Source organism: Silvimonas terrae (assembly GCF_014202765.1).
In the GTDB taxonomy this organism is placed as follows: Bacteria; Pseudomonadota; Gammaproteobacteria; order Burkholderiales; family Chitinibacteraceae; genus Silvimonas; species Silvimonas terrae.
This window is the reverse complement of sequence record NZ_JACHHN010000001.1, coordinates 489,272-513,966: the sequence shown is the minus strand read 5'-3', so window position 1 is coordinate 513,966 and position 24,695 is coordinate 489,272. Positions and strand designations below refer to the sequence as shown.

At 58.5% G+C, this 24,695-nt stretch carries 18 protein-coding genes; 3 read left to right on the top strand and 15 right to left on the bottom strand.

Annotated elements, in window-relative coordinates; genetic code table 11:
* Positions 1-220: 220 nt before the first annotated feature.
* The 11 genes from HNQ50_RS02035 to HNQ50_RS01985 form a co-directional block, all read right to left on the bottom strand.
* Complete coding sequence (locus HNQ50_RS02035; protein ID WP_184097028.1) at positions 221-1,744, bottom strand: DUF3138 family protein; 1,524 nt, start codon at positions 1,742-1,744, stop codon at positions 221-223.
* Positions 1,745-1,930: 186 nt separating this feature from the next.
* A complete protein-coding gene (locus tag HNQ50_RS02030; RefSeq protein WP_221302952.1) occupies positions 1,931-2,752 on the bottom strand; it encodes an ABC transporter permease subunit in 822 nt (273 codons plus the stop codon).
* Positions 2,753-2,965: 213 nt separating this feature from the next.
* The gene (locus HNQ50_RS02025; protein ID WP_184097026.1) at positions 2,966-3,871 is read right to left on the bottom strand and encodes an ABC transporter permease subunit; all 906 of its coding nucleotides are present in this window, start codon (positions 3,869-3,871) and stop codon (positions 2,966-2,968) included.
* Positions 3,872-3,881: 10 nt separating this feature from the next.
* The gene (locus HNQ50_RS02020; protein ID WP_184097024.1) at positions 3,882-5,006 is read right to left on the bottom strand and encodes an ABC transporter ATP-binding protein; all 1,125 of its coding nucleotides are present in this window, start codon (positions 5,004-5,006) and stop codon (positions 3,882-3,884) included.
* A gap of 242 nt (positions 5,007-5,248) precedes the next feature.
* Positions 5,249-6,349 carry a polyamine ABC transporter substrate-binding protein gene (locus HNQ50_RS02015; protein WP_184097022.1) on the bottom strand — a complete coding sequence of 367 codons (1,101 nt, stop codon included), beginning with the start codon at positions 6,347-6,349 and terminating at the stop codon, positions 5,249-5,251.
* A gap of 461 nt (positions 6,350-6,810) precedes the next feature.
* Positions 6,811-8,193, bottom strand: coding sequence for an aspartate aminotransferase family protein (locus tag HNQ50_RS02010; protein WP_184097020.1), 1,383 nt, complete (start codon positions 8,191-8,193; stop codon positions 6,811-6,813).
* A 108-nt stretch (positions 8,194-8,301) separates the two neighbouring features.
* Positions 8,302-9,639: a glutamine synthetase family protein gene (locus HNQ50_RS02005; protein ID WP_373282219.1), complete on the bottom strand. Its 1,338-nt coding sequence runs from the start codon at positions 9,637-9,639 to the stop codon at positions 8,302-8,304.
* A 358-nt stretch (positions 9,640-9,997) separates the two neighbouring features.
* On the bottom strand, positions 9,998-10,777 hold the full coding sequence (locus HNQ50_RS02000; RefSeq protein WP_184097016.1) for a gamma-glutamyl-gamma-aminobutyrate hydrolase family protein: 780 nt from the start codon (positions 10,775-10,777) through the stop codon (positions 9,998-10,000).
* A gap of 1,049 nt (positions 10,778-11,826) precedes the next feature.
* Positions 11,827-12,894 carry an AraC family transcriptional regulator gene (locus HNQ50_RS01995; RefSeq protein WP_184097014.1) on the bottom strand — a complete coding sequence of 356 codons (1,068 nt, stop codon included), beginning with the start codon at positions 12,892-12,894 and terminating at the stop codon, positions 11,827-11,829.
* A 578-nt stretch (positions 12,895-13,472) separates the two neighbouring features.
* Positions 13,473-14,927, bottom strand: a complete 1,455-nt coding sequence (gene gabD / locus HNQ50_RS01990; protein ID WP_308419125.1) for an NADP-dependent succinate-semialdehyde dehydrogenase — start codon at positions 14,925-14,927, stop codon at positions 13,473-13,475.
* 521 nt (positions 14,928-15,448) lie between these two features.
* Positions 15,449-16,717, bottom strand: coding sequence for a 4-aminobutyrate--2-oxoglutarate transaminase (locus HNQ50_RS01985; RefSeq protein WP_184097010.1), 1,269 nt, complete (start codon positions 16,715-16,717; stop codon positions 15,449-15,451).
* A gap of 194 nt (positions 16,718-16,911) precedes the next feature.
* Between HNQ50_RS01985 and pdxR the strand changes: the two genes are divergently transcribed.
* Together pdxR and HNQ50_RS01975 are read left to right on the top strand one after the other, a co-directional pair.
* Positions 16,912-18,390 (top strand): MocR-like pyridoxine biosynthesis transcription factor PdxR, encoded by a 1,479-nt coding sequence (pdxR, locus tag HNQ50_RS01980; RefSeq protein WP_184097008.1) that lies wholly within the window; start codon positions 16,912-16,914, stop codon positions 18,388-18,390.
* A 57-nt stretch (positions 18,391-18,447) separates the two neighbouring features.
* Positions 18,448-20,523 carry a methyl-accepting chemotaxis protein gene (locus tag HNQ50_RS01975; protein WP_184097006.1) on the top strand — a complete coding sequence of 692 codons (2,076 nt, stop codon included), beginning with the start codon at positions 18,448-18,450 and terminating at the stop codon, positions 20,521-20,523.
* 988 nt (positions 20,524-21,511) lie between these two features.
* On the opposite strand, the gene HNQ50_RS01970 is transcribed toward HNQ50_RS01975, so the two are convergent.
* From HNQ50_RS01970 to ypfJ, 4 genes are all read right to left on the bottom strand, one after another.
* The gene (locus HNQ50_RS01970) at positions 21,512-21,703 is read right to left on the bottom strand and encodes a hypothetical protein (RefSeq protein ID WP_184097004.1); all 192 of its coding nucleotides are present in this window, start codon (positions 21,701-21,703) and stop codon (positions 21,512-21,514) included.
* A 148-nt stretch (positions 21,704-21,851) separates the two neighbouring features.
* Entirely contained in the window at positions 21,852-22,277 is a 426-nt protein-coding gene (arfB, locus tag HNQ50_RS01965) for an alternative ribosome rescue aminoacyl-tRNA hydrolase ArfB (RefSeq protein WP_308419117.1), read from the bottom strand.
* Positions 22,278-22,463 (bottom strand): hypothetical protein, encoded by a 186-nt coding sequence (locus HNQ50_RS01960; RefSeq protein ID WP_184097002.1) that lies wholly within the window; start codon positions 22,461-22,463, stop codon positions 22,278-22,280.
* Positions 22,464-22,578: 115 nt separating this feature from the next.
* Positions 22,579-23,466 (bottom strand): KPN_02809 family neutral zinc metallopeptidase, encoded by an 888-nt coding sequence (ypfJ, locus tag HNQ50_RS01955; protein WP_184097000.1) that lies wholly within the window; start codon positions 23,464-23,466, stop codon positions 22,579-22,581.
* Between the two features lie 178 nt (positions 23,467-23,644).
* Between ypfJ and rarD the strand changes: the two genes are divergently transcribed.
* Positions 23,645-24,538, top strand: coding sequence for an EamA family transporter RarD (gene rarD, locus HNQ50_RS01950; RefSeq protein ID WP_221302951.1), 894 nt, complete (start codon positions 23,645-23,647; stop codon positions 24,536-24,538).
* Positions 24,539-24,695 lie beyond the last annotated feature (157 nt).

Genomic DNA, 24,695 nt, shown 5'->3' with positions numbered 1-24,695 from the left:
ATTCGCCCAGCAATCCACCTGCGCCATGGTGGATTGCTGCGCGAATCCACCCTACCCAATTCTCAAATTCAGGCCATCACCACAAAACCGCAGCGTACAAACACCCCCGGCTTGTTCCGCCGTGCGTTTCAAATTGTTGTTTTGATGATCTTTTTTCAGCCAGGTTGCGGCATCTGTCTGATGCCGCAACCTGATCCTGACAACTGCGGTTGATTACGCCTTAGAAGGAGTAAATGAACTGCGTGCCCAGCATGTCATTGCTCTTGCTGAACGAACCGTCGCTCTTCAGGAACACGTCTTCCGTGGCCCAATCGTGGCGGTATTCAAGCTTGAGCGTGGCCTGGTCGGTCACGTACCACAGGAAGTCCAAAGTCAGGTCGTAACGGTTGGCACCCTTGCAATCCATGCCGGCATTGCTGGAGTTCGCCACGCAAGACTGGCTCACGCCAAAGCCGTTGTGACCGTCAAAGCCGGAACCGTTCAGGACGATACCGCCACCGCCACCACCGTTCTTCTGGTTGTTCAGGTAATCCAGGCGCGCTGCGGTGCCGATCTGGGCGCTATCCAGATGCCACTTTTGCAGACCCAGTACCGACACGCCCCACCACACTGCATCGCCACCGTTGAACGCGGCGCTGGTTTGCTTGCCGTAGTCCACTTCGGCGTTGATCTGGGTGTCCGCCCAGATATACGTCAGGTCGCCTTCGGTGAAGTAGTAGGTGCTGTACGGATCACCCGCGTTGCACTGATAGCCAAAGCCAGACGAACAGTTGGCGCCCACCGGCAGCGACTGGTGACCAATGTTGCCAGACCAACCCAGATCGATACTGCTGCTCCAGGTGTAATCCAGGCGCGTGGTAAAGGTCGGGGTGTTGTTGGTGGCAAATTTGGCCTGGCCGGTGTCGCCATTGGTGTCCACTTGCGTGGTGGCACCCTTGGTGCGGTACTGCTCGTTGGCCAGCATGAACTTCCAGGACCAGTTGCCGGTGGCGTAGTTAAGGCCTACGCCCACATAGCTGCCCGGATCAGAGAAGTCATACAACAGGTTGTGGGTCAGCGTCGGCATCAAGTTGGACTGCTGCACTTCGTAGCCGCCAAAGCTGGACATCAAGCCGGCTACAAACGTGTAGCTGGTATCAATCGGCATAGTGATGACAGCCGTGTTGATGATGTTCATGAAGCTGTTGGAGCCATCATCCGTCGCCAGCAGGGTCGCGCCATTACCACGGTTAGGCATGATGCTGATTTCAGCGCTAGGCGCCAGCGAGCCCTGGCCGAACGTCTTCTTGATATCCAGATAGACATCGCCAAACGTACTGCCGTCGTAGTTATACGCGCCGTTGTGGTTGGCAAACTGGAAACCACCCGAATGCTGGCCCACGTTGTAGATGTAGACCGGGTCCAGATAACCGGTGACAGACAGGCCGGCCGTTCCGCCTTCATTCACGGTCTTGTCGATGCTGTCGGTTTTCAGTTGCAGGGAAGCGATGTTTTGCTTCATCTGGTCTACATCATCCTGCGTCAGGACCGGGGCTGTCGATGCGGCAGCCGCAGGTACGGCTGCCGGCGCGGGGGCCGGGGCAGCTGCCTGTTGCGCCTGCGTATTCTTCAGTGCCTGGACTTCCTGTTGCAGAGCCTTGATTTCTGACTTGAGCTCATCGAGCTCGCTTTGCTTTGGCGCTGCGAACGCCATGCTGGACGTGCTCAAGCCCGCCAGCAGAACACACAATATCTTCTTGCGCATTTTCCTCATCCCAAGTGATTGAATCTGCACTTAAACAACTGCACGAAGCTGTTATTGCCACTGCTTTTGCTGTTACTGCCGTGTTACGCAATACACATCAAAACCGTTTTTTGCAGGTCGTCGTTATGTTGTTACGGTCTACTTTTTCTTGTGACCCGTTGCCCTCAGGCAACGGGCCCAACTTCGTCAGGCAGACATGGCCATGCGCTTGCGTTCTGCTTTTTGCATAAAGTAATTGGCCGTCAGCACCCCCACCGTCACCAGCGTGATGAAGATGGTCGCCAGTGCGTTCATTTCCGGATTCAGACCCAGCCGCACCCGGCTGAACACCACCAGCGGCAAGGTGGTCGAGCCTGGGCCAGAGAGGAAGGCCGACAGCACAAGGTCATCAATCGACAAGGTGAACGAGAGCAGCCAGCCCGAGATCAGCGCCTGGCTGATCAGCGGCAACGTGATCACAAAGAACACCTTGAACGGCGTGGCCCCCAGGTCCATCGCTGCGTCTTCCAGCGAGGTATCCAGTTCCCGGATCCGCGACTGCACGATGATGGCGACGTAAGAGATACAGAGCATCACGTGACCAATCCAGATCGTCAGCACGCCGCGCTCTGCCGGCCAGCCGATGTACTTGGCCATTTCCACGAACAGCAGCAAGAGCGAGATCCCCTGGATGACCTCTGGAATCACCAGCGGGGCGTTGATCATGGCGGTGTACAGTGCAAAACCGCGGAACCGTCCCATGCGGGCCAGCACAAAACCGGCCCAGGTGCCGATGAACACCGATGCAAACGCGGTCATCAGACCAATCTTGAGCGACAACCAGGCGGCGTTGATCAACTCATCGTCATGCATGAGTTCGCCATACCAGCGAAAGGAGAACTTCGACCAGACAGTCACCAGTTGCGAATCGTTGAAGGAGTAAACCACCAGGCTGATGATGGGCGCGTAAAGGAAGAAGAATCCCAGCGACAGCACCGTGGCCTGCAATTGTTTGTTGGGTTTGATCATGGGTTGTTTCCTGTGAGGAGAGAGGTGTGAGGGGTGAGGTGTAAACCCGCCCCGCAACGCGCCCGTCTCCTCCTGCTTTGTTTTCCGTGAGGAGGCCACTGTGAGGGGTAAAACCGCCCCTGCAACTGGCCTGCCTCCTCATGTTTTTCAACACTGAACTTGCGGGAAGGTGTGTCACGCCAGATATGCCTGGCACCCCACACACCTCCCTCCTCACTCCTCCAGCTCTTTGGCCTGGTAGTGCTGGAACACGGCCATCGGCACCAGCAGCAGCAGCACCATGGCGCAGGTCACGGCAGATGCCATTGGCCAGTCGGCGTTATTGAAGAATTCGTCCCACATCACGCGGCCGATCATGAGGGTGTCAGAACCACCCAGCAGCTCCGGAATCACATACTCCCCGACCGCCGGAATGAACACCAGCAAGCAACCGGCAATGATCCCGTTCTTGGACAGCGGCAATGTGATCTGCACAAACACCTTCCACGGGCGGGCGCCCAGGTCGTAGGCGGCTTCCAGCAGGCGCAGGTCCATCTTCACCAGGTGGGCATACAAGGGCATGATCAGGAACGGCAGGTAGGAATACACCATGCCGATATAAACGGCGGTGTTGGTGTGATAGAGCTCGACCGGATCACGCACCAGGTGCGCCCACATCAACAACTGGTTCAGCAAGCCGTTGTTTTTCAGGATGCCGATCCAGGCGTAAACCCGAATCAAAAACGACGTCCAGAACGGCAGCATGACCGCCATCATCAGGATGTTGCGGGTGGCCGGATTAGAGCGCGCAATGTAATACGCAATCGGGTAGCCGATGATCAGACAGAAGAACGTCGATACCGTCGCCATCCACAAAGAACTGAGATAGGTCTGGATATACAGGCTGTCACTGAGCAGGAACTTGTAGTGACCCAGCTGCAGCATGATCTGCAGCATGCCGTCCTTGATGCTGGTCAGTTCCGTATAGGGCGGCACGCCCAGCACCTGGTCGGCAAAGCTGATCTTCACCACCAGCAAGAACGGCACCAGGAAGAACATGGCCAGCCAGATATACGGCGCCGAGATCACCCACGTCTTGCCTGCGGGTATCCACCGTTTAAGCTTGTTTTTGGGCTTCATGACGGCATCCTCACTTGGTCAGCACGACGCCCGCGGTCGGGCCCCAGGATACGTAGACTTCGGCGTCGTAACCTGGTGGCTCGGTTTCGTCGAACATGAGGGTAGAGACATTGGCCATGACCACTTTGCCGCTTTCCAGCTGCACGTGATAAATGGTGTAACCGCCCATGTAGGCAATGTTGACCACCTTGCCAACCGCCACATTGGTGTCCTGGGCCGGTTTGGCACGGCTCAGGACCACCCGCTCCGGACGTACCGAAATAGAGACCGGCATGCCTAGCGGGCCAGTGACGCCGTGGCTGATAAACATGCGTTGTTTGAGGTCCGGGCTTTCGACGTAGATGTGGTCTGGCTGGTCTTCGACGATGGTGCCGGCAAACAGGTTGGTCGAACCAATGAACGAGGCGGCGAACTTGCTGTTGGGGTATTCGTACACTTCGTTGGGGGCACCCAGTTGCACAATGCGCCCTTCCGACATGACGGCCAGGCGGTCGGCCATGGTCATGGCTTCTTCCTGATCGTGCGTCACCATGATGCAGGTCACGCCCACCTTGTAGAGGATGTTCACCAGTTCAATCTGCGTGCGCTGGCGGATTTGCTTATCCAGCGCCGACATCGGTTCATCCAGCAGCAAGACCTTGGGGCGCTTGACGAGGCTACGGGCCAGCGCGGCGCGTTGTTGCTGGCCGCCAGAAAGCTGGAACGGTTTGCGCTTGGCGTATTTGCTCATTTGCACCAGATTGAGTGCATCGGCCACACGCTCGGCAATTTCCCCTTTGCCAACACCCTCTTGTTTCAGCCCGAACGCGATATTGCTTTCCACCGTCATGTGCGGAAACAGCGCGTAAGACTGGAACATCATGTTGACCGGGCGCTTGTACGGCGGCAGGCGGGACATATCTTCGCCATCGATCAAAATCTTGCCGGAGGTGATGGTCTCAAACCCGGCCAGCATGCGCAGCAGGGTGGATTTGCCACAGCCCGAGCTGCCCAGCAGCGCAAACAATTCATTTTTGGCCACCGACAGGCTGACGCCATCCACAGCGGTGGTCTCGTCAAACTTCTTGACCACGTCAATCACCTGGACAAACTTCTCGTCAGTGCTGGCGGGTTTGTTTTGTGCACTCTCATTCATGATTCTGGTTTACCTGTTGCAATCAAGGGGCTTGAACGTCGGCAACAAAACCGTTCTGTGCGGTCGCTACGCCTTGCAATTTCACGGTGCGAAACCACTTCAGGACGTTTTTGTTGGCAACTTCGAACACAATCTTCAGGCGCAAGCGGGGCTTGAACGGTGCTTTGAACCAGCGCCGCCTGCGGGTATCTCAGTCAATTTGAACTGGCCGGGCAGATCACCCGGCCAGACCGGTCACACGATCACTTGCCGGACTTGTATTGCGCCCAGAGCCGGTTTTCCAGCCGCATGATTTCAGACGGCAGCGGCTTGAGGAGGAACAGCGTCTTGGCCACTTCTGGCGGCGGGAACACCACCGGATCGTTCGCCACATCCGGCTTCACGAACTTGCGCGCTTCCATGTTGGCGTTGGGGTAGAACACCTGGTTGGTGATCTCGGCGTGGACCTGCGGGGTTTCGATGTAATTGATCCACTTGAGCGCCGCTTCCGGGTGCGGTGCGTCTTTCGGGATCGCCATGGTGTCAAACCACACCGGTGCGCCACCCTTCGGGATGAAGTACTGGATTTCGTACGACTTGCCTGCTTCCTTGGCACGCGCCTTGGCAATGGTGACGTCGCCAGACCAGCCAAAGGCGATACAGATGTCACCACCCGCCAGGTCATTGATATAGCCGGAAGAGTTGAACTGACCAATGTACGGGCGGATTTTCTTCAGCGCGTCATACGCGGCCTGATAGTCAGCCGGGTTGGTGGAGTTGGGGTCTTTGCCGATGTAATGCAGCGCCATGGCAAACACGTCATTGGCCTGATCGAGCATGGAAATACCGCAGCCCTTCAGTTTGGCGGCGTTTTCCGGCTTCATCAGGATGTCCCAATTGGCCAGATCAACGTCTTTGCCCAGAATGGCTTTGACTTTGGTGACGTTGTAACCCAGGCCATCGGTACCATACGCCCACGGTACCAGGTACTGGTTGCCCGGATCAGCACCAGCCACTTGCGCCATCAGGGTCGGGTCGAGGTATTTCAGGTTGGGGAGTTTGGATTTATCCAGCTTCATGTAGATGCCGGCCTGGATTTGCTTGGCGGCATAGTTGCTGGTCGGCACCACGATGTCGTAACCCGCTTTGCCGGTCAGCAGCTTGGCTTGCAGGGTATCGTCACCGTCGTACACGTCGTACTTCACCTTGATCCCGGTTTCCTTCTCAAAACCCGGGATCGTATCCTTGGCGATGTAGTCCGACCAGTTGTACACGTTCAACACTGTATCAGCCGCAAAGACCGGGCTGACGGCAGCGGCACACAAGCCCGCGAGGGCAAGGCGGCTCAATGTCTTGCACTTCATCTTCTCATCTCCAATCAAAATGACGCTCGAATATCCGGCGTTAGAGCGGGCCGGGTCGCTACGACAAACAGCCATATTTACTGCAGTGATAAAACCTGGAACCGGTGCCGTTTCGCAACGCGTATGGCAAGACCAGACGCGTTACCAGGCAAAGTTCCAATCTGTCGAGTCGCCCGGCCTTGAGGTCGGTGGTGTGTTCTTGTTGTTATGTACTGCCGGGCTGGCTTGATAACGCGGCACCCGTACTTTGGTTGAATGCCGCCACGCTATTTTTTGCGATTTATTTCAAACCAGCCCGTTTACTGCTTTTTCTCTTGCGTTTACTGCTTTTTACCGATTTTCATTGCCACTTCGTAGCCCGGATGGAGCGAAGCGGGAATCCGGGGTTGCCATACTTGCCAGCATCACCACCCCGGATTCCCGCCTGACGGCTTCATCCGGGCTACGAATAGCGGAACCTCTCAATACCCCAGGTCCTTGGCCGTCAGCGCAATACAGCGTGCGGCTTTGTCCACCAGTTCATCGATCTCGGTGCGGCTGATCACCAGCGGTGGCGACAACAACATGCGGTCACCCGTAGCACGCATGATCAGGTTGTTGCCAAAACAGTGATCACGGCAGATCAGACCGACGTCGCCGCCATTGGCAAAGCGTTTGCGCGGGTTCTTTTCTTCACACAACTGCATGCCGGCGACCAGACCGGTACCGTGGATTTCGCCAATGATCGGGCTGCTGGACAGCGCTTCCCGCAAAGATTTCTGGAAATACGGCCCGGTTTCATTCTTCACCTGGTCCACCACTCCACCGTCCCGCAGGATGGCGATGTTGGCCAGCGCCACAGCGGCCGCCACCGGGTGACCCGAGTACGTCATGCCGTGGTTGAAATCGCCAGCCTCGATGATCGGCAGCGCCACCTTGTCGTGAATCGCCACCGCGCCCATCGGCACGTAGCCGCTGGTCAAACCCTTGGCCAGGGTCATGATGTCCGGCTTGAAACCAAAGTGCTGGTGGGCAAACCACTCACCGGTACGACCAAAGCCGCCAATCACTTCGTCCGCGACCAGCAAAATGCCGTACTTGTCGCAAATGCGCTGGATTTCCGGCCAGTAGCTTTCCGGCGGGAAGATCACGCCACCCGCGCCCTGGAAGGGTTCGCCAATAAACGCAGCGACGTTATCTGCGCCCAGTTCCAGAATCTTTGCTTCCAGCTCGGCGGCGCGCGCCTTGCCGAAGGCTTCCGGCGTCACCCCTTCTGCCGCTTCGCCATACCAGTACGGCTGGTGAATGTGAACAATGTTTTCCACTTTGGACGGCATCTGTTCGTGCATGTAACCCATGCCGCCCAGCGATGCGCCCGCAATGGTGGAACCGTGATAACCGTTGATGCGGCTGATCACCACCTTGCGTTGTGGCTTGCCCAGCGCAGCCCAGTACTGGTGGACGATCCGCAGAACGGTGTCGTTACCTTCAGAACCAGAGTTGCAGTAGAAAAAGTGGTTAAAGCCATCCGGCGTGAGTTCGGACAACTGTTGCGACAGTTCGATCACCGGCGGGTGGGTGGTCTTGAAAAAGGTGTTGTAGTACGGCAGTTCCAGCATCTGGTCACGGGCCGCATCGGCCAGCTCCTGACGACCGTAACCGACATTCACACACCACAGACCGGCCATGCCGTCGATGATCTTGTTGCCGTTGCTATCCCACAGGTACACGCCCTTGGCGCGGGTAATCACCCGGCTACCCGCCTTGTTGAGCGAACCCATGTCGGAGAATGGATGCATATGGTGGGCGGCATCCAGTTGTTGCCATTCCTGGGTGGTGCGCTGTGTCGTTTGCATGTTCAGCATGTTGTTTGTGTCCTGTTAGCTTGTAGGGTGGATTCGCGAAGCAATCCACCATTGCACAGGTGGATTGTCGCTTTGCTCCGAATCCACCCTACGGCTCAAATGTGTCCATCACACATACAGCAGCAAGTGCCGTCGCTCCCAGGAACTGATCACACGGAAAAACGCTTCGTATTCCGTCTCTTTCACACTCAGGTAAGCCTGCATGAAGGCCGCACCCAGTACCTCTGGCAGCGCCGTGCTGGCACGCATCTGGGCAATGGCCGATTCCAGATTGCGCGGCAGCTCATACGGCATGTTGTAGGCGTCGGTGCTGATCGGTTCGGTCGGATTCAGGCGTTGCACCATGCCCAGGTAACCGGCGGCCAGCGTGGCGGCGATGGCCAGGTACGGGTTGCAATCCACCCCGGCGATGCGGTTCTCGACACGGCGACCTTCCGGGCCGGACATCGGTACACGCAGACCCACGGTGCGGTTGTCATAACCCCACTGGATGTTGATCGGCGCGGCGGTAAAGCGGGACAGACGACGATAGCTGTTCACAAACGGCGCGAAGATCGGCATCAGTTCCGGCACATAGGCTTGCAGCCCGGCGATGTAGTGATAGAAGAGTTCCGATTCTTTGCCATCGGCCCGGCTGAAAATGTTCTCGCCAGTATTGATGTCCACCACGCTCTGATGCACGTGCATGGCCGAACCCGGTTCGTTCTCCATTGGCTTGGCCATGAAGGTGGCGTACATGTTGTGGCGCAGGGCCACTTCCCGCACGGTGCGCTTGAACAGGAACACGCGGTCTGCCAGATCCAGCGGATTGCCATGCAGGAAGTTGATTTCCATTTGCGCGGCGCCGACTTCATGGATCAGCGTATCGACTTCCAGCTCCTGCGCTTCGCAGTAGTCATAGATGTCTTCAAACAGCGGATCGAACTCGTTCACGGCTTCAATGGAATACGCCTGATGACCCACCTCGGCGCGGCCAGAACGGCCCACCGGTGGTTGCAGCGGAATATCCGGATTCTTGTTCACATCAACCAGGTAGAACTCCAGCTCCGGCGCCACCACAGGCTTCCAGCCGCGATCCGAGTAGAGCTTGAGCACGCGCTTGAGCACCTGGCGCGGGGAGTATTCAACCGGCGAGCCGTCAAAGTGCACGCAGTCGTGAATCACCTGAGCGGTGGGGTCGATCGCCCAGGGTACAAGGCGGATGGCATCCGGGTCCGGCACACAAATCATGTCCGGATCGGTCGGGCCGGAGATGCTTTCATCATCCGGGTAATCGCCGTTCACGGTCTGGAACAGCACGGCGGCCGGCAGGCGCATGTTTTCGCCGGTTTCGAACTTGCTGCGCGGAATGATCTTGCCGCGGGCAATGCCGGTCATGTCCGGCACGACGCACTCTACTTCGGTAATGCGATGTTCTTTCAGAAAGTCTGTAATTTTATCCACGATATTAGTCCCGTTGTAGGGCCCATTTCGATGGTTAAGCGTTGTGTGCAACTTGCAAAAGCCTGCTGGCTGCGTTGTGTTCGCTCGTCGTACTCATCGTACTGCCTTCGCTCACACGCCTTGCCATCACCGCTGCGCTGGCTTTTGCAAGCCGCACATTCTCTGCAATTGCTGGCATCTTCTGCCATCACAACCGGGCTGGTGCTTTGCTATGCCCAAAACGGGGATTTGCAAAACCAGCTTCAACCACGGAAATTGACTCTTTGGGGCGTAGCGGTTGCTACACCCTGTTTTCCCGGCGCTATCGGCCTGGGTGCCTGTTCAAACCTGTGCTGCTATCGCAACAACCAATGAACGGCCCCTACTTCTCTTTTTCTGCCCTCCTTTGCCGGCAGGCTGCGCCAAACGCTTCAAACATGGCGACAGACAGCGGACTATTTGCAAACAGCCATTCCGGATGCCATTGCACCGCAAAGGCAAAACTCTTCGCGCCCTTGACGCTGAACGCTTCCACCAGGCCATCCGGGGCAATCGCCTCGACCTGCGCCGACGGCGCCAGTTGCTGCACGCCCTGGTTGTGCAAAGAATTGACGGTGACTTCGCCAGCTTTGTACCAACCGGCCAGTTTGCCATCCGGCACAATGGTGATTTCGTGCGCGGGGCCGTACTGGACTTCCAGCGGATCTTCTTCACGTTCGCGGTGGCTCATCATGCCGGTGACTTCATGCACCTTCTGATAGAGCGTGCCACCCAGCGCAACGTTGATTTCCTGAAACCCGCGGCAGATGCCGAACACCGGCACACCTGCGTCAATGGCTGCGCGAATCAGCGGCAAGCTGGTGGCATCACGAGCGGGATCATGCAAGGTGCCAGGTGCGCTACCCGGGCCGGAATAATGGTGGGGTTCAACGTTGGAGGGACTACCGGTGAACATCAGGCCGTCACACAGTGCCAGCGTCTGTTCAATGGATTGCTGCCCGGACAGGGCCGGCAGCACCACCGCGTAGGTATCGGCGCCATCCACAGCGGCAACGACGTACTTGTTGCCAGCACAGTGAAACGGATGCAGGCCGATCATCTTGAGGTCGGCAATGACACCAACCACCGGTTTACTACCAGAATGAGGGTTCGGTTTACTCATGGGATCACCATGTCTGTTCCGGCACCCTGCCACGACCTCGACGAGGATCAAAACCCTGCCCGCTTCATTGCTGGCAAACCATCCTGGGTTTTAACCGCCGCCCTGGCGCATCAGGGCGCATTGTGCGGATGACTCCGCGTTTTGCGCCGGGACAAAGACAAACACTTTGCCCGACAAAATGCCTGAAAACTGCATTGCGGCTTGCCAGAACCTTCCTGGCCGTGTGTCACTCAGAGAGTGTCAAACGCCTGCAATGTTCATGTGTTCAAGTGCTTGCTGGAGAATCGCGCCGGTTATGCCTTGGCGGCCCGACAGCGCCCTCACATCAGAATGTCTGACAACTGAACCGGCCCGTTTGTGCCACCAGTCAGAAGTCTTGTAGTGCATCCCGTTGAAGCCATTCTGCCTGGGTGTCATAGAAGGGCAAGAGAGAGAAACCGGTCAGGCAGGAGATAAATCCGGCCAACTTGCAGGGCTTGGGGTGGCCGGATTTTTCGGTGTCAGGTTGACACCTGATGGCGAGGGAGGTTGAGCTTGGGCAGACCTAACCAGCGTCTCGTCATTCCGGCCTTGAGCTGGAATCCAGCCGCAATGTGTGCTTGAGCCAGAAGCCCCTGAACACCAACACCTTATTAGCGCCTTCGGCGCGGGTTTGAAAGGCGTTTGATACCGGCGGTGGCCGGAGCACCCTACTTTCTTTGCTTCGCCACCTCGGCGGCCCCAAAGAAAGTAGGCAAAGAAAGGCGACCCCAGCCTGGCGGCCCTCCGGGCTTCCCTCAGTCGGTCGGGAGCCCCAGGTCTCCCTCCACTCCTTCGGCGCTGGGCTTTAATGGGGGAGGAAAGTCAAAAACAACAGCAACCCCCAAAAAACCGACACCAACAGCAACAGCCAATCCAACTTGCATTCCACTGACTCGTCATTCCGGCCTTGAGCCGGAATCCAGTACGGCCGCCGCAGGTGGCCCTTGCCAACCAGAACAAAAAAACCCCGCACCACCAGTCAGACTTGGCAATGCAGGGTTTCTCATCTGTTTCTCGTCAAGCAACACTCAAACCGCAAACACCACCGATTTCTCCACCGGCGTAGCGCGGTATTCACTGGGGCATTGGCCGGTCCAGCGGCGGAAGGCGTGGCGGAAACTGGCGGTCTCGCTATAGCCCAGTTTTTCCGCAATATCGGCCACCGGCAACGCTGTGCGAGAGAGGTATTCCAGCGCCTTGTCACACAGGGCCTGATCCAGCAGCGCCTGGAATTTCACGCCGCGCTCATCCAGCCGGCGGCGCAAGGTGCGTTCGGACATGAACAGTTCGCTGGCGACGTTGTTCAACTGGTTGTACTTGAGCGGGTCGGCCGAGATCAGCCGCAGCGCCTTGGTAATCACATCCAGATTGCTGTTGTTTTGCCAGGTGCGTTGCAGTTGCGCGCATTGCTGACGCATGACTTGATAGCTGAACCGGTCTGCCAGAGGCAAGGCGCTGGATAACAACTCTGCCGGGAAAAACAGCCCGCTTTCCGGCCGGTCAAAATAGGTAGAACAGCCAAAGACCTGCCGATACGCCGCCGCATGTTCCGTTTTGCCATGGCGCAGGGCTACGCAATCCGGGCTGATCTTGTCGGCCATCACATCACAGACCACCGCCCACAGGGCAGCCAGGCACATGTCGGTGTTCCAGATTTCCAGGTCAGGCCGGTAACGGTAATCATCCAGCGTGATGGATGCCGCGTACCCTTCCACCTTGAGCGATACATCAAAGTAAGAGCCAAACAGCACCGGAAAATCAAAGATACATTGCAAGGCGTCCAGCAAGGTCGGGCTGACCAGCATGGCATAGCCCAAGAGGCCAAAGCTGGAGACGCGCAAGGCGTTGCCAATCTGCAAACCCAAAGAATCATCGCTGGTCAGGGCGCGCGCGTTGGCAGAAACAATCAGCTCTTGCGCGTGGGTGACCATCAGGGTGGTGTCTTGCAAGCCTGCGGCGGTAATGCCGCTCCCGGCCAGAATGCGGTCCGGGTCAATGTCGCGGCGGGAGGTCAGCCGCGCAATGGTCGAAATGGTTTGAAGTGTTGACGGCACCAACGCCGCCGAAGACTGCACACATGATCCCGAGCGTTTCATGTTGTATTTCCTGTGAAATCACTTTTCTCTCGTCCGTACAGCGTCGCCTGCCTCGGTCGCGACACTGCGTTGTCTTTGGCATGCCAATAGCCCGGCATACACGCGCGGTTTTGAGATTTGCGGGGGAATGTGAATCACCCCAGATCAAAGCGTGGCCATCTGGCTCTATCTGCTTTGATCAAATCTAGTGCGGTTCAAACTGCCAACATACTGACCGCCATCAATACGTCGGTAGTTTTATTCTTGTGTGTTCTAACCTTATGCGAGCCGCTCCGACAAAACCAGTGCCGCATGAAAGGTGATGCTTTAGTGCCACTGAGCCGCGTTATCTGACAAAACACGCCAACCCGCATTCAGCCTTGCTGGTATTTCAGCTGCAAAAAGCATGCCATACGTCAGCTATGACGCCAGCACATGCCATTGGTCTGGCCGTAGCGGCAGGCTTTACATTGCGGTGCACAAGAGCATGAATGCGCACCACAATTGTGCGCAAAGCTGGATAAACAAAAAGAAAAAAGAGCAGCGCCGGCTGCTCTTTTTTCATCAACACACAACTCAAAATACGGACCAACTGCGGCTTACAAGCCGGCGAGACAGAGGTATTTGAGTTCGACGTAATCCTCAATCCCGTGATGAGAACCCTCGCGGCCCAGACCGGATTGCTTTACGCCACCAAACGGGGCCACTTCTGAAGAGATAATGCCGGCGTTGATGCCGACCATGCCGTATTCCAGCGCTTCGCCCACGCGGAAAATGCGGCCGATATCGCGCGAGTAAAAATAGCTGGCCAGACCAAACTCGGTATCGTTGGCCATGGCAATGGCTTCTTCTTCGGTCTCGAACTTGAAGAGGGGCGCCATCGGACCGAAGGTTTCTTCTTTGGCCACCTTCATGTCACGGGTCACGCCGGTGATCACAGTCGGCTCAAAGAAAGTCTGACCCAGATGATGACGCTTGCCCCCCAGGATCACCTGGGCGCCCTTGGCCACCGCATCAGCAATGTGCTCTTCTACCTTGGCGACGGCGTTGTCATCAATCAGCGGGCCTTGCGTCACGCCCGCTTCAAACCCGTTACCGACCTTGAGCTTGCCCACCGCAGCGGCCAGCTTGGCCGCAAAGGCGTCATACACGCCGGCTTGTACCAGCAAACGGTTGGCACACACGCAGGTTTGCCCGGCGTTACGGTACTTGGAGGCAATGGCACCTTCTACCGCAGCATCCAGATCCGCATCATCAAACACAATGAACGGTGCGTTGCCGCCCAACTCCATCGACAGTTTTTTCACCGTCTCGGCCGATTGCGCAATCAGCTTGCGACCCACTTCGGTCGATCCGGTAAACGAGAGCTTGCGCACGATCGGGTTGGCGGTCAGCTCGCCACCAATGGCACTGGCAGACCCCGTCACCACGCTGAACACCCCGGCCGGCACGCCGGCACGCTCTGCCAGAACCGCCAGCGCCAGTGCGGATAGTGGCGTCTGGGTGGCGGGTTTGAGCACCATCGGGCACCCGGCCGCCAGCGCCGGGCCAACCTTGCGGGTGATCATGGCCGACGGAAAATTCCACGGCGTAATCGCAGCGGTGACACCTACGGGCTGTTTGATGACCAGAAAACGGCGGTCGTTGGCTGGTGCGGCGATGATCTCACCATCAATGCGGCGAGCTTCTTCCGAGAACCATTCCAGGTAACTGGCGGCATAGGCGATCTCTCCCTTGGCTTCGGCCAGCGGCTTGCCTTGCTCGGCGGTGAGGATGGCGGCAAGGTCATCGACATTGGCCAGCATCAGGTCATTCCAGCGGCGCAGAATGGTGGCGCGTTCTTTGGCGGTTTTTTTGCGCCAGGCCGGCCAGGCGGCATTGGCCGCATCAATAGCGCGGCGGGTTTCGGCTGCGCCCATCTTGGGGATGGTGGCAATGATCTCGCCGGTGGCCGGGTTGTTAACCGGGATGGATTCTTTGTTGTCTGCGTCTTGCCACTGGCCGTTGATATAGCACTGCTGGCGCAGGAGAGTGGGGTCTTTCAGGTTCATTATCTGGTTCTCCTTGTGGTGTTGCCTGGCGGGCTGGGTCTTATGCCCAGCGCGCCGTTTTGTCTGGTGGTTTGCCAGGGTTAACTGGCATAACGCTGTATTCGTGGTGCATCAAGGCCACCGTTGGTGGCCGGACTGGATTCCCGCCTACGCGGGAATGACGAGGTGGGGGGCTTAACCAATCAACCTTGCGTACAGACGACTTGCGTTGTTGCTGTTGCTGTTGACTTGCTTCCCCTCCGGCAGTGCCGAGCATCGCAGTGAGGGCCGGGGTTTCGGCGTAAGGGTGTTTGAGCGAAGCGAGTTCCTGGAGCCAGCCGGCCCTCACGAGAAGCGCAGGGAACCCCGAAGGGGCGCTGTCGCAGGGGTCGTTTTTCTTTGGGACCTTTCTTTTGGCGATCCAAAAGAAAGGTCCTTGCTGTCGGGCAACCCCCGACATGTAAACAACCGCGCCGTCAGGCGCTAACACCCACAACAATTTGAGCCAGGTCAGCCACCCCAGGCAACCCACAACCGTCAGCAAATCAAGCCTTCTGCAAAGCCTTGGCCAGCTTGGCCACCCCCTCCGCAAACACATCATCCTCAATCGTCAGCGGAAACAAGAACCGCAACACATTCGAATACACCCCGCAAGACAGCAAAATCAACCCGTCCTGCAAGGCCGCTGTCTGCACGCGCTTGGCAAAATCCGCATCCGGCTCGCCCGTTTGCGGGTTGATGAACTCAGCCGCCACCATCGCGCCCGGACCACGTACGTCGGCAATCTGCGGCACCACGCTGCGCAATTCATTGAGCGTCGCTTTCAGTTTGTCACCCAGATGATTGGCGCGTTCCACCAGTTTTTCAGATTCGATCACATCAATCACGGCGTGGGCGGCGGCAATCGCCAGCGGGTTACCCGCATAAGTGCCACCCAGGCCGCCAGGATTGGGGGCGTCCATGATTTCGGTGCGGCCGGTCACGGCAGACAGCGGGTAGCCACCTGCCAAAGATTTGGCCATGGTCATCAGGTCTGGCAGCACGTCGTAGTGCTCCATGGCAAACAGCTTGCCGGTGCGGCCAAAGCCGGTCTGGATTTCATCGGCAATCAGCAAGATGCCATGCTCGTCACAGATCTTGCGCAGGGCAGACATGAACTCGGCCGGGGCGACGTAGAAGCCGCCCTCGCCTTGCACCGGTTCCAGAATGATCGCGGCGACACGCTTGGGGTCGATATCGGCCTTGAACAGGTCGTTCAGAGCCTTGAGCGCCATTTTGGTGGTGATGCCATGCAGTTCACACGGGAACGGCGCATGGTGGATTTCTGAGGGGAACGGGCCAAAGCCCACCTTGTAGGGCACTACTTTGCCAGTCAACGCCATGCCCATCATGGTACGGCCATGAAAACCGCCGTTGAAGGCGATCACACCGGCACGGCCTGTGGCGGCACGCGCGATTTTGATGGCGTTTTCCACGGCTTCTGCGCCAGTTGAGAAAAACGCGGTTTTCTTGGAGTGGCTGCCCGGTGTGATGGTGTTCAGGCGTTCGGCCAGCGCCACATAAGATTCATACGGCACCACCTGGTAACAGCTGTGGGTGAAGGCGTTCAGTTGTTCGCTTACCGCTGCGGTGACTTTGGGGTGGCAGTGGCCGGTGTTGAGCACGGCAATGCCGCCCGCGAAGTCGATATAACGGTTGCCTTCGACGTCCCACAGTTCAGAGTTACGGGCGCGTTCTACAAAGAACTGCGCCATGACGCCTACGCCACGCGGGGTAGCGGCGTTCTTGCGGGCAAACAGATCAGCGTTGGACATGGTGTCGTTTCCAGTGGATTACATGTGTTGCGTTGTATAGGGAGCCGGTGCGCTATCCAAAACAAGTCTCGGCATGAGCTCATGCCAAAACATTTTGGGCAGCTGCCCGGCTGTAGCTACCTCGGTTGAAACCGAATATAGTCAGCTTTGGCTCTGACCAGAAGAGCCATTTTTTTACTGATCATGGAGCCACTTTGCGTACCAGCCTGCTTTCTGACTGGCTAGCCCAGCGCCTGGACAAAACCGGTACAGAGCCCGCGTATCGCCAGTTACAGCGCCTGTTGCGGGAGGCCATTCTGGCGCACGAACTCCCGGCCGGGCGCAAGCTGCCTTCGTCCCGCATGCTGGCCACCGAACTGGGTATTGCGCGCAACACCGTGATCCAGGTGTACGAGCAACTGGCCGTGGAGGGCTATTTGCTGGCCGGTACCGGCAGCGGCACCTTTGTGGCCGACAGCACGCCCGACCAGCAAATGCTGGGCAACCCTGCTACCGATGCCAGCGGCGAAACCGGGCGCTTGTCGCAACGCGGGCAGCGGCTGGTGGCGTCTGCGGGCGTCTCGCGGCGGCAATGGGGCGCGTTCGTGCCCGGCGTGGCGGATGTCACGCGTTTTCCGGCAGCGGTGTGGAGCCGTTTACAGGCGCGGCATATGCGCAACCCGCAGCCAGAATTGTTGAGTTACGCCCCGCCCGGTGGTTATGCGCCTTTGCGGGTGGCGCTGGCCGATTACCTGCGTAATGCCCGTTCAGTGCGCTGCGAACCAGAACAGATCATCATCACCACCGGCATTCACCAGTCGGTCGATCTGGCTGTGCGTTTGCTGTGTGATCCGGGTGATGAGGTGTGGACCGAAGACCCCTGTTACTGGGGGGTACGCAGCGTGATGCAGGCATCCGGCCTGGCGCTCAAACCCATTCCGGTCGATCAGGAAGGGATTTGCCCCTCAAGCGAGGACCTGGCCCAACCCCCGCGCATGATGCTGGTGACGCCGTCTCACCAGTACCCGCTGGGCATGGTCATGAGCCTGGCACGCCGGCGCATGTTGCTGGAGTTCGCCCGCCAGCGCGATTGCTGGATTATCGAAGACGATTACGACAGCGAGTTCCGCTACGCCAATCGCCCGCTCATGTCGCTCCAGGGTATGGATGACGCCAACCGGGTGATCTACGTTGGCAGCTTTGGCAAAATCCTCTACCCCGGTCTGCGCATTGGTTATCTGGTGGTGCCGCCCGCGCTGGCCGAACCCTTTGCCGTGGCGCTGGCCGAGTTATACCGCGAAGGCCAGCTACTGCAACAAGCCGTACTGGCAGATTTCATTGCCGAGGGCCATTTTGGCGCGCATATCCGCCGCATGCGTAATGTCTACGGCACACGGCGCGAGGCCCTGATGCATGAGATTTCCCGCCGCTTTGGCGAGGACGTGCCAGTGCGGGGCGATGAAGCCGGGCTGCATCTGGTCGCCTCGTTGCCAGACCACCTTGATGATCGCCAACTGGCGCACGACGCACTGGCCGCCGGCATTGCCACCCGCCCGCTGTCTGGTTACTACAGCCATGCCGATCAGGCCACCCGCGGGCTGTTGCTGGGCTATGCCTGCGTGCAGGATGAAGACATTGCGCGGCATTTCTCCACCCTGGCAAGGGTCATGGAAGATCACCTGCAACTTCGCTAAACGCCGCCTAAAGTAAAAACGGTTAAACGAAAACAGAACCACACCAAGGGGATCAGCATGAGCCAGAGCGCACAGTGGGGGCATTTGCGCACACGTATCATTGTGGTGGCCGGAGCCGCCATCTTTATTGGTTTTGCCGTGATGGTCGGCTTGCTCGTCAAAATGAGTTACGACCGCGCCCGGCAAAGCGGTTTTGAACTGGCCCAGCAACAAGCCAACGGCTACGCCCAGAACGTGCAGAACCAGCTTGATCGCACCTTGCTGCTGCCACGGCGCCTGGCCAATACCATGCTGGGCCTGAAGGCCACTGGCAAGCCGGATCGCAAAATGGCCGACAACATCATGATGCGCATGCTGGACGACGCCCCCGGCGTAACCGGCTTGTGGATGGTGTGGGAACCCAACGCCTTTGACGGCGACGACAACGCTTTCCGGCTGGACTGGCCGCGCAACGATCCGACCGGCCGGTATATCCCCTACATCATCCGTAAAGACGGCAAAGCCGCGCCGGATAACATGACCGACAGCGCCAAGGTCAAGGAATTTCCCAAGTATCACGATCACCCGGAAACCTACGTTCCGGATTACGAAAAACCCGGCTGGGGAGACTTTTACTACGTCCCCAAACAGCGCCAGCGCGACACCATTACCGAGCCTTTCCCGTATGAAGTGGGCACCATCAAGGCGCTGGAAAGCTCGCTGGTTTACGTGATCAAGGACGATAGCGGCAAATTCCTGGGCGTCGCCGCTGCGGACCTGATGCTGGACGACCTGCAAAAAGAACTGTCCGCCGTCCACCCCTACGACACGGGTTACGTCACGCTGTTGTCCGAAGGCGGTTTGTACGTGGCCGCCAAAGACCCGGCGCTGCTGGGCAAACCGATCGAACCCGGCACCCCGCTGGCCGACAATGTGAGCAAGGTCAAAGCGGGTGAGGATTTCCAGATTGAAGGCAAGGAATACACGCACTTTTTCCATGCCATCAAGATCGGCAATACCGGTCAATTCTGGTCACTGGGCGTGAGCGTGCCGACGGACGCCATCACCGCGCCGGCCGTGCGCTTGCGCAATATCGCCGTGGTCATCGCCATTGTGGCGCTGGTGGTGATCTTGCTGGTGATTTCGGGTGTGGTCACCGCGCTGACCCGACCCTTGAACCGGCTGGCCAGCACGATGGAAGAACTGGCATCGGGTCAGGGTGACCTGACTGCGCATATCACCGTGACCAATCGCGATGAAATTGGCCAGACCGCCGATGCGTTCAACCGCTTTATCAAGAGCCTGCATGACATGTTTGTACAAGTGCGTCAGGAAAGTCAGGCGGTATCGCAATCGGCCACACAACTGGCCAGCTCTGCCGATAGCGTCAAGCGCTCATCGCAACAGCAATCCGAGGCCTCCAGCGCCACCGCAGCGGGCGTGGAAGAAGTGACCGTCAGCATTCAGCACATTGCCGATACGGCCAACCAGGCCGAAGCGCTGGCGCGTGAAACCGGCCAGTTGACCGAAACCAGCGCGCAGACCGTGCAGCATGTGACCAGCAATATCGCCAACGTGACGCAAACCATGAACGCGCTGACCGAACGCATGGCGCAACTGGGCCAGCGCTCGCAAGAAGTCAGCACCATTGTGCGGGTGATTACCGACGTGGCCGAGCAAACCAACCTGTTGGCACTCAACGCCGCCATTGAAGCCGCCCGCGCAGGTGACGCCGGCCGTGGTTTTGCCGTGGTGGCCGACGAAGTACGCAAACTGGCCGCCCGCACCGGGGAAGCCACCCATGAGATCACCACCATCGTCACCGCCATCCGCAACGACACGCAAGAAGCCATTGCCAACGTCAGCAGCACGCGTGATCAGGTGGTCAGCAGCGTGAGCGTGACCGAAGAAGCCAACAGCACCATGCTGCAAGTGAGCAACCACACCGGCGATCTGGTCACCCGCATGGTGGACATTGCCGCCGCCACGCGGGAGCAATCTTCCGCCAGCGTGGACATTGCACAGAACGTGGAGCGCATCAGCAATATGGCACAGGGCAATGGCGCGGTGGTGGATGAGATGGCCGCATCGGTCAAGCGGCTCAACGAACTGGCGGCCAATCTGGAACGGCTGGTGGGAAATTTCAGGCTGTGAGGTGTGCAGAGCGCAAGTCCGGGTTTGCCGGGTGCAACCTCTTTTTCACGCACACCACCACTTCGTCATTCCGGCCCTGAGCCGGAATCCAGTCCGCCCACCCCAGGTGGGCTTATCCTGGCAAACCACGGATAAAACCATTTGCAGTGCCTTGGGCACAAACTATTTGCACCTGGATTCCGGCTTTCGCCGGAATGACGAGCCTGCGGGATGCCAGCCGCGCAAGGTGGATTCGCGCAGCAATCCACCTCCCCACCCGTGGATTGTCACTTCGCTCCGAATCCACCCTACTCACCTTTTTCACGCACACCACCACTTCGTCATTCCGGCCCTGAGCCGGAATCCAGCCCGCCCACCCCAGGTGGGCTTATCCTGGCAAACCACGGATAAAACCACTTGCAGTGCCTTGGGCACAAACTATTTGCACCTGGATTCCGGCTTTCGCCGGAATGACGAGTCTGCGGGATGCCAGCCGTGCAAGGTGGATTCGCGCAGCGATCCACCTCCCCACCCGTGGATTGTCACTTCGTTCCGAATCCACCCTACTCACCTTTTTCACGCACACCACCACTTCGTCATTCCGGCCTCGAGCCGGAATCCAGCCCGCCCACCACAGGTGGGCTTATCCTGGCAAACCACGGATAAAACCATTTGCAGTGCCTTGGGCACAAACTATTTGCACCTAGATTCCGGCTTTCGCCGGAATGACGAGTCTGCGGGATGCCAGCCGCGCAAGGGGGGATTCGCGCAGCAATCCACCTCCCCACCCGTGGATTGTCACTCCGTTCCGAATCCACCCTATCGGCTGGTGATTAGCACGTAGCCCGGATGAAGCGTAGCGGGAATCCGGGGTGCAACGTGTGCAAACACTCGCCAATTGTGCCCCCGGATTCCCGCCGGCTGCTCCATCCGGGCTACCCGGTGTTTGCCCAACAAAAAAAGCCGGTCTGGCACATGGCCAACCGGCTTTTTTCTCACCCATCCAGCATCACGCGCTGGCATCGGGTTGTGCATCGTCCTTCTTTTCTTCCAGCACTTCTTCCAGCTTCTCTGCGCCTTTAAACCCGGCGACCGCGGCGATGCCCTTGGTCAGCAAACCCGCATCCGGGTCTACTTTTTCAGTGGCCTCTACCGCGGCCACTGCGCCGGCAATTTCGCCAATTGTATCCAGAATACCCATGATCAAGCCCTCATCGTCGTTGAACGTGATTTACCACTGCTTGTGAAAGTCATATTGGATTGGGTGCGGTTGAGTGCTGGTTCTGATTGTACTTGCGTGCCCCGGCATTGCTGCATCGCTGCGCCGGACGGTCAGTGGCCCGCAAGTGTCAGAAATCCACCTTGCCGCGCATGGCCTTGATTTGCCCGCGCTGGACTTTCTGGTCCGTGCGCTTGCGCCGCGCGCTGTAACTGGGCTTGGTGGCGTGCCGCGCTTTGGGTACCACGCCCGCGTCGTGGATCAACGCCACCAGCCGCGCAATGGCGGCCTCGCGATTCATCTCTTGACTGCGGTATTCCTGCGCCTTGATCACAATCTCGCCCTCCTGGGTGATGAGGTGATGACTCATGTTCAGCAAGGCATGCTGATAGTGCTCTGGCAGGCTGGAGGCGCGAATATCAAAGCGCAGATGAATGGCGCTGGAGGTCTTGTTGACGTGCTGACCACCCGCACCTTGCGCGCGGATGGCCGTGATGGTGTATTCGTCATGCCCGATCGACACCCGGGCAGTGATGGGCAGCCGATTGCTTGACACTTATTTGCTGGCGTCGTCGATTTGTTTACGGGCGGCGTCGTCTTGCTGCAGCACGGTGCTTTCCACACCCTTGGCTTTTTCCAGATCCTTGCGGGCTTCCGGCGCAATTTTCGGGGCATCCGGCGAGGGGCCACAGGCGGTCAGCACAGCAAGAGTGGCAGTACACAGCACAAGGGTTTTGAACATAAGGGTGATCCGGATATCCTGGGTTGGAAGTATCCCGCTACCTTAACCGACTCGCGCGGTCAGAGGCAAAACGGCTGTCGCAACGGCAGCCCGGCGCGACAGCCGTCATACCCCATCACAACTGCTTGGCCGTAAAGGTATTGCACTCGTCCACGCTGCCGGTATCAAACCCCTTGCGGAACCAGCGCTGGCGTTGCTCTGATGTCCCGTGGGTGAATGAATCCGGCGCAACACTGCGGCCGGCGTTGCGCTGCAGCGTGTCGTCGCCAATAGCATTGGCCGCCACCAGCGCTTGCTCCATATCTTTGCCATCGACCAGTTGCCGTTGTTCCGCATCATGACCCCAGACACCGGCAAAACAATCGGCCTGCAATTCCAGCCGGACCGACAAGGCATTGGCGCCCACCTTGCCCACGTTGGTCTGCCGCTCATGCACCTTGGCAGAAATGCCCAGCAGGTTCTGCACGTGGTGACCCACTTCGTGGGCAATCACATAGGCTTCGGCAAACTGGCCGGGCGCGCCAAAACGACGATTGAGTTCATCAAAGAAATCCCGATCCAGGTACAACTTGCTGTCCATGGGGCAATAAAACGGCCCCACCGCCGAGGTGGTGTAACCACAACCGGAATTGACCGCGCCACGGAACAGCACCAGTGTGGGCGGCTGGTAGGTACGGCCAGACGCTTTGAAGATGCGGCCCCAGGTGTCTTCGGTATCACCCAGCACTTTGGCCACAAAGACCTTGCCCGGATCGTTCGGATTGACCGGGCGCGCGGGCACCTGCTGCTGTTGCACTTGCGGCGCTCCGCCGCCAGACAGTTGCGAGATCAATCCCAGCATTTCCAGCGGGCTTTTACCAAACAACATGCCCACCACCACTACGGCCACAATCCCGCCTACACCCAGCCGCAATCCGCCGCCGCCAAAACCACCACCCCCGCCGCCGCTACTGCTCTCGCGGTCTTCCACGTTGTTGCTTTCGCGCATGTCATTCCAGCGCATGATGGGTCACTCCTGTGCGATTGTTGAATGTTCTGTTGGCTGGAGCATAGTCGCCGCCAGACGCCCTGGCGATAGCGCTGCGGCGGAAAACAGGCGGACGGCCACCATGCTCGAAAGCCTTGATAGCGGCACGTGCAGGCAAACTGCTAGCATGCCGGCTCGTTCAAGAGGTGTTCTCATGCTTTCCGGCCGCGGTGTCGTTCTTTCTGCCAGTGCTTCCATCATTTTTGCCGCGCTGGGTTGGTATTCCACGCTGCTGCGTCCGCTGGACGGCATGGCCATTGTGGCCTGGCGCATTATCTGGACCGTACCGGCCATGGTGATGGCGCTGATATTGCTGGGGCAGACAGGCCGCTTCAAAGCGCTGGTGGGCCGCGTCAAGCGTGAACCGCGCCTGTGGTGGGTCGTGCCGCTGGCCGCGTTCCTGATGTTTATCCAGCAATGGATATTCATGTGGGCGCCCCAGGTAGGCCGCTTGATGGAAGTCTCGCTGGGATATTTTCTGTTGCCGCTGGTGATGGTACTGATCGGCTTTGTGTTCTATCACGAACGCCCCAGCCGGCTGCAATGGCTGGCCGTGGCTTTTGCCATTGTCGGCGTACTGCATGAACTGTGGCTGACCCGCGCTTTCTCCTGGGTCACGCTGGTGACCGCCGTCGGCTACCCGCCGTACCTGATGCTGCGCCGCTGGATCAAGCTGGACCCGGTCGCCGGTTTTTTGCTGGAAGTGCTGTGCATTGTGCCGTTTGTAGCGTGGTATCTGCTGACGCACACCGACGCCACCCAGGCGCTGGTCACCAAACCGGCATTGTGGGGCATGTTGCCGTTGCTGGGCATCATGACCGCCAGCGCGTTTGCCTTTTACCTGGCCGCCAGCAAGCTGCTACCGATGGGCGTGCTGGGGATTCTGGGTTATGTGGAACCAGTGCTGCTGTTCTTTATTTCCATCCTGTTTCTGGGTGAGCCCTTCACCATGGCCGGTCTGGGCACGTATGTGCCGATCTGGATCGCGGTGTTGCTGACGTGCGGGCATAGTGCGTTAACGCTGGGACGGCAGCGGAACGCCGTTTGAGGTGGGAAAGTCGTAGGGTGGATTCGGAGCGGTAGCGACAATCCACCATTGCGATGTTTGGGGGTTAGCGCCTTGCGACGCGAGTAGCCTTTGCTGGCCAGTGCCACTTCGTAGCCCGGATGAAGGCCCCAGGCCGGGAATCCGGGGTGGCGGACCT